This window comes from Pedobacter frigidisoli (assembly GCF_032678525.1).
Lineage (GTDB): Bacteria > Bacteroidota > Bacteroidia > Sphingobacteriales > Sphingobacteriaceae > Pedobacter > Pedobacter frigidisoli_A.
Genome location: NZ_JAVTSE010000001.1, coordinates 954150 through 966428, shown reverse-complemented (window position 1 = coordinate 966428; position 12279 = coordinate 954150). Strand labels below are relative to the sequence as shown.

Sequence of the window (12279 nt, the reverse complement as noted above, 5' to 3'; positions counted from 1 at the left end):
TTAATGATTGTTAAATAATAATCTGTTTTCCACTTTCATCAATAAAGAAATAGCCGTTAACCTGTGCAAAATATTTCAGGGTAAACCGTTTGTTGGGTGCGGCTTCGCTATAAAATTCATAATCGTCCGAACCGCTTTTTTTCACCAGGACATATCCTTTGGCGGGATTTCTGGCAATCCAGGTGCCGGGGTCTTTCAGAAAGATGCGGAAATTATCGATGTAATAAAGGCTCCTGGGTATTTCCATATAGGCATTAGGTTTAGACAGATCAACGAGGTCTACCGTTCCGGAACCTATCAGGAAAAGCTGATGCTTGATCCGGCCATAGTCGCCCAGCTGCCCCCAGTACATCCACCAGGCTGGTTTTTCCAACCGGTTGGAAAAGATATACTTCTTAGTGCGCAGCGCCAGCGGCATATCGCCTGCGAAGTCGCCACCGCTTACTGTTCTTAATCCGAGTGTAACCGATTTGTTGGCCAGTGATTCATCGGTGTTTTTTAGAATCAGCGGAATGCGTAACGTCGCTGAATCAGCAGGCAAAGTATAGCTGGCTTTTAAAGGCTCATAATGCGTTCGCTGTATTGCTGTAGTGAGCGAATCCACCACTGCCAGGTTAAACTGGCGGTTTCGCGAAACGCGTGGTCCGGTTACCACAATAGGAATCCATAGGGTATCCTGCGCAAGGCTTGGATTATAGGCAAATGAATAGCTGAGGGTAGTGGTATCCTGATTGCCGTCTTTATCCAGATAACGGAGGTACACATTATCTGTCGAGCTATAGGGCATCATGTCATTCTTTTTACAAGCCCACAACATCGTGCTCAATAGCAGGAAATAAATTATATTATTTTTCATTTTCTGGTTCATGTTTAATTTCTGTAAGATTGCTCATCAACGGGAAGTGGAAATACGAATATTTTATCGGATGCCGGATAGATCAAACCGGAGGTGGTGATCACACTTAGGTTCAGTCGCTTATGCATAAAGAAATTCTGGCTCTCACCATAAAATTCTTTGCGGTATTCGCCTTCCAGCAGCCCAATAAAATCAGTCCTGGAAACGGTTGAGGCAATGTTTGTGCCGATTCCTCTGTGCGTTCTCAACGTATTAAAATAATCAACAGCTGCAGAAGGATTAGTATCAAAACTAGCTTCTGCCGCAATGAGATACATCTCACTTAAGCGCAGTGCAGGTGCCATGAGCGGATGCAGATTTACTAAAGGGGTGGAATTCACAACATACTTTTGAAGAAAAAACCTGTCAGAACTATTCGCCGCTTTAACCAGTTTAAACCATTGTTTATAACGCCAGTCATCTGCCCCAACAGTGCCAAGATTATAAATGGAGTTAATCTGATCAGTTGTGGCAGTGTAATCCGGATTGGTATTGGAAAACAACCCGGTTAGCTGATCCTGCGACTTCGGAACAAACCACCCAAATAACAACTCATTATAGAAAATGCGGTCTCTTGCAGAAACATTGTCATTGAAGAAATCTTCCTTTACCGTCCAAGGGAACTTCAATGATTCAATCACTTCTCTGGCATTACTCAGGCTGTTCACCATATCTCCTTTATACAGATATACCCTTGCCAGTTCACCCGTTACGGCATAGTAATTAAGCCGGTGTCTTCTTTGCTGTAGAAAAAGTGAAGTATTTTTCAATTCCGTGCCCTTTTCCGAGTTGGCATATCCAACCACATAACTGGCTGCCAAAATCGGGTCTTTACCTTTGAGCAATGCTTTCGATTCATTTAAATCGGCAATAATTTTGTCCATCACCTCGCTAACCGTAGAAAAAGGCGTGGTTTTGGTGCCGACCGTAGTCACATAAGGAAGTGCCTTAAACGAAGGATTATTTTTATACGAAGTACCAAACATGCGCAGCAGATCGAAGTGCATATAAGCCCGGAGGGCAAGGGCCTCCCCTTTTATAATTTCGTAATTCTGACCTCTGAATACGCTTTTACGCTGATCTACCACTTCCAGAATCTGGTTCACATTGCCAATTTGTTTATAGGCATTGGTCCAGATCACGCTGATTTTACTTACGTAGCTGGGAAGCGTATAATCAAATGCAGCAATGCTCATGAAATCGGTATTCGTAAAGGTATAGTTCTGCGCCATGATATCGAGGTTGCTGAACGTCAGGTTTCCACCGTAAAGGTTTGCCCCGGCAAATCCCACATAGGCACCATTCAAAGCTTCCTTAAACCCATCTTCGGTTTCAAATAATTCTTCCTTTGAAACCTCAGATTCTGGCTGAATATCTAGAAATTTCTTACAGGATGACAAGGCAATGATACTGATTAGTATGAATAAGTATTTTTTCATGTTCGTAGAGTTAGAATGAGGCCAGTAAGGAAACCGTTAAACTTCTGGCAAAAGGATAGCTTGTTCCCCTTTCCATTAAAATGCTTGATGTCCGGAATATGTCATTCAGGGTTAAGGATGTACGCAGGTTCTGAAAACCATATTTTTTGATCATATCCCGTTTGAAATCGTATGAAAAGTAAATTGATCTCAATTCCAGTAAATTATCTTTTTCCACAAACCTTGATGATACATTTGTGATGGACAGGTCGGCAATATTTTTAAAAAAGGTCTGGTCGCCCGGCTTGATCCACCGCTGATTAAGCACCCTGCTATCTACATTGAAACGCGGATCGGCATTTTCAACCCGGTCTACCAGGGTTTGGTTATAACTATAGCCACCGAAGCGATAATAAAAGCTTAAGCTTAGCATGAAGCTTTTATAAGTAATGTTAGGATTGATATTCCCTTCTGCTTTTGGCGATCCATCTGCAATGGGCATAATATCTTTCACATCCCAGTTATAGGTCACCGAGCCATCTCTCTTCATGAAAATTTCTTTTCCGGTTTGAGGATCAATACCCAGAGAGCGTACGGCATAAATCATACTCATCGACTGCCCCTCGTTGTACCGTACCAGGGGTGTAGACTGGGCTTTTTTATCCGGATCAGTCTGGTACTCATCTATTTTCTGATTCAATGTTTTCAGTGAGTTAGAAAGGCTTACCAGCCTGTTTTCCTGATGCACAATGTTTGCTGTAATATTAATATTGAAATCGTTTGTCCTGAGAGCATTTGCAGTAAGGTACATTTCGTAACCTGTGTTGGATACATTGCCTAAATTTTCTTTATAAGTAGTGAAACCGGTTGAGGGTGCCAAATCGATATCAGTAATCAGACCCTTTGTTAGCTTATAATAATAACGGGGGGTAATCACCAGTCGGTCTTTAAAAAAGCCCAGGTCTATTCCTGCATCATAAGTAGTAGTTTTTTGCCACTGCAAATTGCTGTTACCATACCCCAGTACCTGGGCACCTAAACCGGTAGAGTACCAGTTATCTGGTTGATACTGATATAGGGATCTGGACAGGTATGCTGGAAACGAAACAGAACCTACAACACCCGCACTCCCTTTTAAGCGCAACTGGCTAATGAAAGGGAGGTTTTGCATAAAAGATTCTTTATGCATATTCCAGCCCAGGCCGGTTGACCAGAAAGGTGCAAAGCGTTTATTCGCACCAAAAGCCGATGAGCCCTCGTACCTGAAAGATGCATCCAGTAAATATTTATTTTTGAACGAGTAGTTACCGGAAAAGAAAGCTCCTGCCAAACGTTTTTCGGTAACATTCCCTCCAGGTGCTGAATTCTCTTTATAAATTCTGGCGAAACCGATATTTGTAAAACGGTCGTTCGAAAAGCCTTGCGCCTCAACCAGTTTATCGTCCGTTTTTGAAGTCACAACATTCGCACCGATGACCAGATTCAGATACTGATCGCCGATTTGTTTGTTGTAACCTAAAGTTGCCTTACTGTCGATCGCCAGGTAATCACTTTCGAGCAAGGTATACGATCCTTTATTATTCAGTTTATCCGTAGCATATTCATAAAAAGCATTACTCAGCGGCGAAAGGAATTTATCATTGCTGGTTTGACTTTTGTTGATGCTCACCTGACTTTTGAAGTTAAGACTCGGACTTAACTTCCAGTCTACCGAGAAAGCATCTATCAATTCAAATTGTGCCGTTTTATCAAAACTGGCGAGGGTTCCTTCAAACAGAGGATTAAAAATGTACCGGGGCTTATATTGCTCCGGGCCAGATTGATGCGTATCTACTTTCCACCGGGCGAGTTCCTGAACAATGTCTCCATTGGCATCTTTGATGGGATAATAGGGGTTCATCCTTACATAGGTAGAAAAATCACCATAAGGAGAGTTATGTCCAACCACCTGCGTTACCGTAACCTCATTTCTGAACAGCAGTTTAGACGTGGGATTGTACGTAAAATTCATCCCGCCACTATATCGGTTCCGGTCTGATTCGAGCATTACTCCGGGAGTTGTTTCATAACGTAGATCCAGCCCATATCTGAATTTCTGATCGCCACCCTGCACATAAATCGCATGTTTCTGGCGGTATGCATTGCGTAAAGCCTGCGATAGCCAATAAGTATCCACACCGCTGGCCACATTTTTTAAACGGTTGAAGTATTCGGCATCAAGCTGGTCGGACGAATATCCGGTGTTCTGCATGGAATCGTAAAGTCCCGCCAGTTTTTCATAGGCGAGCTTATCTCTGGCATTTAAAACGTGATAGTCGGTCAAATCAGGAGCATTCAAACTCATTTCATAATTGTACGATAGTTGAAGCTTGCCGGCCACAGGCGCCTTAGTCGTAATTACAATTACCCCGTTTGCTGCACGCGAGCCATAAACCGCAGTCGCAGCTGCATCTTTTAACAACGTTACCGATTCAATGCGATTAATATCTAGGTCTGTTACCTTTTGTAAGGTAACCTCAAAACCATCGAGCATAAATGCCGGCAGGTTATAGTTACTGGATAGATTATTACGATCCAAAATATTGTCAGTATCTTCAATGGTAGGTAATGCCGTAGCTCCCCTCACATTTATTTTAGGGAGTGCGTTAGGATCGGAACCAAACAAATTATTATCGAGTACCTTAAAGGATGGATCGAAAGTCTGAATACTTTTCAGCAGGTTTTGCGGATTGTTACGCTTCAGGTCATCGCCTTTAATGGTTATGGCATTACCGGTGTAAGTATCCTTTTTAATGGTTTGATACCCTGTAACCACCACATCATTCATCTGCGTAGATTTGGGTGATAGCTTAATATTGAGGTTCTTTGTACCGCTAACCTTCGTTTCAAACAGCTCATATCCAACATAGCTAAACACGAGCATAACACCCTCGTCCACGCTAATCCGAAATTCTCCTTTATCATTGGTGATGCCTAAACTGGCTCCGTTTTTAACATAGATATTTACTCCGGGAAGGCTTTCGCCGCTTAGCTTATCAGAGACCACACCTTTTATTTCAATCTTCAGGTTGTTTATACTTACCGGCATTATTTCTTTCTGACTGATGACAACGGTCTTATTCACGATATTGAAACTGAGGTTCTGATCGCGAAGCGCTGCGCTCAATGCCTCAACTAAAGAGGCTTTCTTAAGTTCAATATCAACGCTGGGCTTGCCCTGAAGCAGTTGCCCTTTATAGAAAAAAAAGTAACCGGTTTGCTTTTTTATCTCCTTAAACAGGCTTTTAAGGGGAACGGTTCTGCGGGAAAGCGTTACGGTTTGGGAAAAGCTGGCTGCCGACAAATGAAGCGCGCAGGCCAGTAATAAAATTGCAGTCAACTTCATGACCATTAATAGTTTAGTCTTTACCCTCCGCATTTCGCACACGGGGTTGTAAAGGGTAGTTAATTTCATACCTTTGTATCAAATGAGGTTAATAATAAGCAGCCGGGTCTAAAACAGGCTGCTTGTTCCGAATTCTGACCGGAAGCGTTGCCGCGCTTTCGGTTTTTGTTTTTAGGTGTGAAGCTAACGCTCTGGTAGTTTTTTCATCATAAAGTTCAGGTTATTGGTTGGTTGATTATTTAGTTAATTTACTGTAGTTAACGATGACTTAATTACCGGTAACGGTAAGTGTCTTTCCCGAAATATCAATATGAACGTGGTTCAGTTCTAATATTTTGAATACTTCAGAAAGGTTATTGTTTCTTGGAATTTCGCCGAAATACCGATCGTTTGATATCTTACCCTGATACACGACGTCTATATCATACCATCTTGAAATTTGCCTCATTACCGTTTTCAAATCATCATCATTAAATGAGAATACATCATTCTTCCATGCGGTCTCCTGCTCTACATCAACGTCGCGAATCGTGGTTAGCGCATTATTAGCCAATGTCAGCCTCGCCTGATCTCCAGGATTTAACCTCACTTCAGTCCCCGTATGGTTTACTTTCACCGATCCTTCGAGTAGGGTTGTTTTGGTTGAAGGTTCATCCCGGTAAGCATTAATATTAAAGTGAGTGCCCAATACTTCGACCGTCTGCTGTGCAGTTTTTACCCTAAACGGGCGTTTCTGATCTTTCGCTACTTCAAAATAAGCTTCACCATTGAGTTCTACCACTCGTTCATTACTGGCAAAAGCAGACGGATACTTCAGTGAAGTGGCAGCATTAAGCCAGATTTTGGTGCCATCAGGCAAACTGACCTGGTACTGACCACCCCGCGGGGTAGATATCGTATTTGAACCAGCAAGCCCCGATGCATCCTCCTGGATTTCGTATTCAAGCTGTCCGTTATGAGATTTACGGATAATGATACCATGCTGACTGGCAATTTCACCATTTTTTGCCTGATCCAGATCAACAACCCGGCCATTAGCAAGGGTAAGAATCGCTTTATTTCGGCCCGGCAGTACATCTTTCAATTGCGTTTTAGCCACAGGCGTAAGGGTATTGTTGATGCCAACAAAATAGATTAATCCTGCAGTAATACAAATCAGAATACTGGCGGCTACAGCAATGTGCTTTAAACGGATGATAAACCCGGGCTTTGGTGTCAGCTTTAAGCGTTGATAAACCTCTTCTTTACTTGCCTCAATTATCCCGTGATCAGGTGCTTTTCTTGCAAATGGCAAACGGAGATACCACTCTTCAACCATAGCCTGTTCTTGGGGCGTACAGTTACCGGAACGGTACTTTTCTAAAAGCTTTTTTGCATTATTTTCCATTTGTCAAGAAAGTTTGTTTGGCTGATTAATGTATATACGGCTAAGCCTGCATCATGGGGGTATCTGCAATTCAGTTTTTTTGTAAAAAAAATTGAATCCAGCGGAGCAGAAGAGCGAATAACTGGCGAAAACGGAACAAAGAGTGATTTAATGGTGAATTTTAAGCAAAAAAGCTAAATAAACAAATACACCTAAACGGGATTTTAGAATTCGGAGTGCTTTTTTCACCTGTGTTTTAACCGTAAGCTCTGAAAGGCCAAGTAAGGCGGCAATTTCTTTGTGAGATTTATTTTCTTTGCGACTTAATATAAATATTTCACGCATTTTGGGAGGCAAGGCATCTATTTCCTGTTCGATGAGGGCGGCCATTTGTTTTTCCCGTACACGGTAATCGGTGAGTATGTGATCCTGGTCCAGGAAATGCTGAAGTGAATCGACATATTTGGTTTCTACCTTTTGATGAGAGAATACATCCAGCACGCGGTTTCGGATCGATGTATACAGATAGGCAGATAAATTACCATCGGGTTCAACCTGGTTTCGTTTGAGCCACAGAGATTCAAATAATTGCTGCACCACATCCTTTGCTTCTTCATCGTCATTCAAACGCCTTGATGCATGGATAAACAGCAACCCATAAAAACGGTTGTAAATTTCGGTAAAAGCGTGTTCATCATTCTGTGTTAACAGAAAAGCCAATTCGTTATCAGAATATGAACGGTAAGCATGCATAAGGATATAACAAATATAGTCTAAATTGACCTGAATCCCATAGGAGCATCGGATGGAAAATACTACGCCGGGTTGTATTTACTGTTCAGTGCCAGAAAGCCGTAACTGCACAGTCCGATACCCATCAACAGGAATCCCAGATTACCATAGAAGCCTGGCCACACCGTTCCCTTGATCACCATTTCACCCAGCAAGGTAAATAATACACCAACCACCTGAATCGCTTCCACCGTTAAGAGCGCAATTTGATTTTTGCTAACCATCTGCATGGCTTTGAAAAATAATACGCTTCCTACCACTCCCGACAGTAGCACCGCCAGAAATGAAGTCTCCAGCTGCATTACCGATGGAAAGCCCGAGGTATAAAAACCATAAACGGCCAGACAAATCAATATCGGCAACGCACCGATTGTCATACCCAGAATTCTTTGAGTTGCATCGAGGGTTATATTTTCTTTTTCAAGCTTTAGCATCAGCTTCCGGTTACCTAAAGGCCATAGAAAAGCAGCTAGTATGGCCATCAAAATCCCACTAATAGCTAAACCCAGGTTTTCAAGGTGACTCAGTCTTTCCATTTGCATTACCAATAAACCAATCACCAGCAAAACCGAAAGAATAATCGCTTTTTTAGAGATGGTTGCCCGGTGATCATCATAAATGAACGGCGCAATCAATACCCCTGCTAAAACGGTGGTCATAAATCCCGCAGTAACCAACCATCCCGGAATCATTACAATTGCATAGGATAGCAGTGCATAATAAACGCCGAAGCCCAGATTGCCCCAAAGTAAAAAAGTTTTAGGCAGTTTCTTCATGGCCTTGATTAATCCCATGAACTTGCCCCTTGCGCACACCAGAATAAAAAGTACTGGTACCGAAAGCAGAAAACGTAAAGAAGCCGTCCACGCCCAATTGTTGCCACGATAGGAATTGAGGCTGTTAATGATCAGTCCGGATGATAAAAACATCGTACTCATCAGGGCTAAAATAAAGGCATATATAATTTTCTTTTTCGGCATGGCATCGGCTTGATTAAACATGAAATATTGAGTCGCAAAGATGCGCTGCCGGATAAGAAAAATACTTTTACGAACTCGCTACTTTAGTTGTATAATTGTGCGGAGGCAAATACCTGTTTTTGAAGGCAACCGGTGTTTCTGCCCGGTGTTTCTTAAAAAAGGTAGTCAGGTGCGGCTGATCGGTGAAGCCCAGATCGTAAGCTAACTGCTTCACAGAAATATTACTCCCCACCAGTGCGGCTTCAATTTCTGCCAGCAGCCGTTGGTTAATGATGTCCTGCACCGATACCCCCATGGTCCTGAAGGTAAGCTCGTTTAGTTTTCTCGGCGATTGCCCCAGTTCGGCTGCATAAAAGGAACTGGTTCGTTTCGATCTGAAGTTGGCTTCAATCAAAACTTTCAAACCACGCACAATCTCTGTATCGAGGCCTGATATCGAAAATTTATTTTGCGCCAGATATTTTTGCCCGGCGTGCAGCAGCAATATAGACAAGTAATTTTGCGCGATATCCATATTGATACCTGTCGAAAGTTCCTGCACCAACAAAGCGGCAATGTTGTTTAGCGTGATGATGAGCTGGTCGTCGAGATCAACATAAGGGATGTTATTGAAATTATCGAACAAACCATTCTGCTCCTGCTTGGGGTTCATTTTTAGAAATTCCCGGAAACACATCATATTGAAAAGCACCATCCAACCATCTTCAGGATACTGCGCTACCTGATGTACCTGGTTTTGATGCAGGAAGAAAAGCCTTCCGGGACGCATTTCAAAGGGACTGAAATCAATGCTATGCGCTCCACTCCCGCTCACTGTCCAGTAAAGCATGTAAAACTCATGCCTGTGGGGAAAATCAGATGAAGGATCATGAAAGCCGCTCATCTTCAAAATCTGGATCGGCGCAGCTTCAAGCATTGCCTGGAATGGAAGGGGTTGGGACATGCCTAAATAAAAGAAATTATTTTTAGGAAAGAAAGACATGATACTAAAATTATTTAAGATCGGATCCTTGAACCCGCTTATCAGACTCCTCTTCATTTACCCGCTGTAGGATTTTTGTGGATATTTTGGTGTATTTATGAACTTTATTTAATTATAATTGTATATAAATATACAGCCCTATATTTAGCCGGATCAAAATGATGTATAACCTTGTGAATGAACTACTGGCACTGGTAAAGCGTTATGAAACCAGTGGTTTAAACCCACAGGATAATCTTAATGCTTTCCATATGTGGCTTGACGGGCAGGCAAACGATCATTCAGCAACTAAACCGGGCGCACCCGAATGGATGGGTAAAGCCAGTGGACGATCGGCAGATAGTGTCATCAACACCTCGCTGGTGCACCTTTACCGTTATGCTAAAAATCATGCCCGTAGCGCAATAGCGGGAAGTAAGTTTTCCACTCCCGATGAATTTATTTACCTGATTAGTTTGCTTTCTGCAGGGAGTATGAGCAAATCGGCCCTCATTAAGCACAATATTCACGACAAGCCGGCGGGTACGTTAATCATCAAACGGCTGTTCGATAAAGGACTGATTGAACAGGAGCCTTCAAATATAGATAAGCGAAGTAGTGTGATCCGGATCAGCCACAAGGGAACTGAGGAACTGGAAAAAATCATGGATAAAATCCGTTTGGCATCCGCCAGTGTTACCGAACCACTTTCGCCCGATGAGAAAATTAAATTGATTACCTTACTTCAAAAACTGGAAAATTTCCATCATGAACAGGTTTTCGAAAAACATAAAATTTTAAACAGATAGCGTTTACGTTCGCTCGACAAAATGATCAATACAATTTGTCCATCATTATGAAAAATATTTTTGACAGGGTTTCTGCACAGTGCAGTGAGATAGTAACTAAAAATTATAGTACCAGCTTTTCTTTGGGTATACGTACGCTGGATAGAAACTACCGGGATCCCATTTATGCTATATATGGTTTTGTTCGCCTGGCGGATGAAATTGTAGATAGCTTTCATGATTATGATAAACCATCATTACTGGCGAAGTTCAGGAGAGATTGCATGGAGGCCATTGAATTCCGGATCAGCTTAAACCCAATATTAAATGCCTTCCAGCAGGTTGTGCACAAGTTCAATATCAAAATGGAGCTCATTAACCTGTTTCTGAAGAGTATGGAGATGGATCTCCAAAAAGAGGAATACACGCCTGAAAAATACGAACAGTATATTTTAGGCTCGGCACAGGTTGTAGGGTTAATGTGTCTGCATGTTTTCGTAAACGGTGATGAAACCAGCTACCAAAAATTGAAAGAACCAGCCATGAAACTGGGTGCCGCCTTTCAAAAAGTAAACTTTTTACGCGATTTGAAAGCGGATTACTTTTTACTGAACCGAAGTTACTTCCCAGGGGTTAACCTGTCGGCATTTTCGGAACAGGAGAAACTGATGATCCAGCAGCAGATCACGGAAGATTTCGATGCTTCTCTGAAAGGTATTCTCCAGTTACCCAAATCATCCAGAAAAGGCGTTTACCTGGCCTATGTTTATTACAGAGCGCTTTTTGAAAAGATTAAAAAGAAATCAGCCACCCAGATTATGGATCGCCGGATCAGGATTTCGAATATGCATAAATTTGCGCTAATGTGCGGATCGTGGGTGCAGGGGAAGTAAGCCTCTATTTAGCAGCAATCTTATTCTTTGGCTGCTTTCAAAATTTGAGTAATTAATGATTCAGATATGCGGAAGTTTGTTTGCTGAACCTTTGTCAAATATGGTTTGACAGCTGAAATAATACCATTTAACTTTGCGCTAAGTATAACACCAATAGTGCCTGTGATTTTAAGTTAGAGTTTTTTGGCAAATTTTCGTCCTTCTGCATCATCAATAATAAGTAAATCTGCTTGAATTTCTGAAGCTAGCGCCATTGCACTAGCCTCACCCATATCCACGGATTCTGCGTATTGATAAAGTAAATCACGATTTTTAACAGCCTTTACTTCTACAAAGTCGGCAACCGTTTTCGGTATTCAGCTGCGACTTCAGGTGTTGTTATCACTTGCTGGTATAAGTGCTGAAGTAAAGTCAGACCCCCAATTTATCCAGCGTAATGAAACAGCTGGCATCAGTAATTACAATTTTATCCAGACTGGGCATGGTTGTAAGTTTCGAGATCTTCAGCTGCACTCTCATCCAGGTAATGAACACCGTAGAGGATTAAAATTTCGGCAAAATCCCATTTTTCCATCTGACACATTTCAGCAGCTTCTCTTAATTTTAGTTTGCCTGCTTCATAGAGTTTGGCTGCAATAAGGCGTATAGTTTCATCATGCTCTTTCTCAAGTGCATCAGGAACACGTATTGTCATTGTAGTCATAACCTAAAGATAGACATTTTTAACATTGCAACCAAAATGAGAACCGTTAATAAACCAACTTATGGGTGGTAGATAAAATCAAAAATTGGTTTAAACCT

Annotated in this window: 11 protein-coding genes; 2 read left to right on the top strand and 9 right to left on the bottom strand. The window is 42.0% G+C overall.

All coding sequences use genetic code 11. From position 1 onward, the window contains the following. Window positions 1–10: 10 nt before the first annotated feature. The 7 genes from R2Q80_RS04055 to R2Q80_RS04025 all read right to left on the bottom strand — a co-directional run bounded on the left by R2Q80_RS04055 (window position 11) and on the right by R2Q80_RS04025 (window position 9779). The gene (locus tag R2Q80_RS04055) at window positions 11–856 is read right to left on the bottom strand and encodes a DUF4843 domain-containing protein (protein ID WP_316798356.1); all 846 of its coding nucleotides are present in this window, start codon (window positions 854–856) and stop codon (window positions 11–13) included. A gap of 14 nt (window positions 857–870) precedes the next feature. Continuing rightward, window positions 871–2334: a RagB/SusD family nutrient uptake outer membrane protein gene (locus R2Q80_RS04050; protein ID WP_316798355.1), complete on the bottom strand. Its 1464-nt coding sequence runs from the start codon at window positions 2332–2334 to the stop codon at window positions 871–873. Window positions 2335–2344: 10 nt separating this feature from the next. Further along, window positions 2345–5698: a SusC/RagA family TonB-linked outer membrane protein gene (locus R2Q80_RS04045; protein ID WP_316798354.1), complete on the bottom strand. Its 3354-nt coding sequence runs from the start codon at window positions 5696–5698 to the stop codon at window positions 2345–2347. Between the two features lie 268 nt (window positions 5699–5966). Beyond that, complete coding sequence (locus tag R2Q80_RS04040) at window positions 5967–7085, bottom strand: FecR family protein (protein WP_316798353.1); 1119 nt, start codon at window positions 7083–7085, stop codon at window positions 5967–5969. Between the two features lie 147 nt (window positions 7086–7232). Next, window positions 7233–7817: an RNA polymerase sigma factor gene (locus R2Q80_RS04035; RefSeq protein WP_047797318.1), complete on the bottom strand. Its 585-nt coding sequence runs from the start codon at window positions 7815–7817 to the stop codon at window positions 7233–7235. 62 nt (window positions 7818–7879) lie between these two features. Continuing rightward, complete coding sequence (locus R2Q80_RS04030) at window positions 7880–8836, bottom strand: multidrug resistance efflux transporter family protein (RefSeq protein WP_316798352.1); 957 nt, start codon at window positions 8834–8836, stop codon at window positions 7880–7882. A gap of 67 nt (window positions 8837–8903) precedes the next feature. Further along, window positions 8904–9779, bottom strand: a complete 876-nt coding sequence (locus tag R2Q80_RS04025) for an AraC family transcriptional regulator (protein WP_316798351.1) — start codon at window positions 9777–9779, stop codon at window positions 8904–8906. 197 nt (window positions 9780–9976) lie between these two features. On the opposite strand from R2Q80_RS04025, the gene R2Q80_RS04020 reads away from it, so the two are divergent. Both R2Q80_RS04020 and R2Q80_RS04015 read left to right on the top strand, forming a co-directional pair. Further along, the gene (locus tag R2Q80_RS04020; protein WP_316798350.1) at window positions 9977–10606 is read left to right on the top strand and encodes a MarR family winged helix-turn-helix transcriptional regulator; all 630 of its coding nucleotides are present in this window, start codon (window positions 9977–9979) and stop codon (window positions 10604–10606) included. 47 nt (window positions 10607–10653) lie between these two features. Next, the gene (locus R2Q80_RS04015) at window positions 10654–11478 is read left to right on the top strand and encodes a phytoene/squalene synthase family protein (RefSeq protein ID WP_316798349.1); all 825 of its coding nucleotides are present in this window, start codon (window positions 10654–10656) and stop codon (window positions 11476–11478) included. 20 nt (window positions 11479–11498) lie between these two features. On the opposite strand, the gene R2Q80_RS21905 is transcribed toward R2Q80_RS04015, so the two are convergent. Beyond that, entirely contained in the window at window positions 11499–11633 is a 135-nt protein-coding gene (locus R2Q80_RS21905) for a DUF3368 domain-containing protein (protein ID WP_410478726.1), read from the bottom strand. Between the two features lie 311 nt (window positions 11634–11944). Next, a complete protein-coding gene (locus R2Q80_RS04010; RefSeq protein ID WP_316798348.1) occupies window positions 11945–12181 on the bottom strand; it encodes a UPF0175 family protein in 237 nt (78 codons plus the stop codon). Window positions 12182–12279: the final 98 nt, after the last annotated feature.

Bases quoted from the DNA above. Each gene is read 5' to 3' on its own strand.
- R2Q80_RS04040 (WP_316798353.1), bottom strand. From the start codon at position 7,085: ATGGAAAATAATGCAAAAAAGCTTTTAGAAAAGTACCGTTCCGGTAAC.
- R2Q80_RS04015 (WP_316798349.1), top strand. From the start codon at position 10,654: ATGAAAAATATTTTTGACAGGGTTTCTGCACAGTGCAGTGAGATAGTA.
- R2Q80_RS04055 (WP_316798356.1), bottom strand. From the start codon at position 856: ATGAAAAATAATATAATTTATTTCCTGCTATTGAGCACGATGTTGTGG.
- R2Q80_RS04025 (WP_316798351.1), bottom strand. From the start codon at position 9,779: ATGTCCCAACCCCTTCCATTCCAGGCAATGCTTGAAGCTGCGCCGATC.
- R2Q80_RS04020 (WP_316798350.1), top strand. From the start codon at position 9,977: ATGATGTATAACCTTGTGAATGAACTACTGGCACTGGTAAAGCGTTAT.
- R2Q80_RS04050 (WP_316798355.1), bottom strand. From the start codon at position 2,334: ATGAAAAAATACTTATTCATACTAATCAGTATCATTGCCTTGTCATCC.
- R2Q80_RS04030 (WP_316798352.1), bottom strand. From the start codon at position 8,836: ATGCCGAAAAAGAAAATTATATATGCCTTTATTTTAGCCCTGATGAGT.
- R2Q80_RS04035 (WP_047797318.1), bottom strand. From the start codon at position 7,817: ATGCATGCTTACCGTTCATATTCTGATAACGAATTGGCTTTTCTGTTA.
- R2Q80_RS04045 (WP_316798354.1), bottom strand. From the start codon at position 5,698: ATGAAGTTGACTGCAATTTTATTACTGGCCTGCGCGCTTCATTTGTCG.
- R2Q80_RS04010 (WP_316798348.1), bottom strand. From the start codon at position 12,181: ATGACTACAATGACAATACGTGTTCCTGATGCACTTGAGAAAGAGCAT.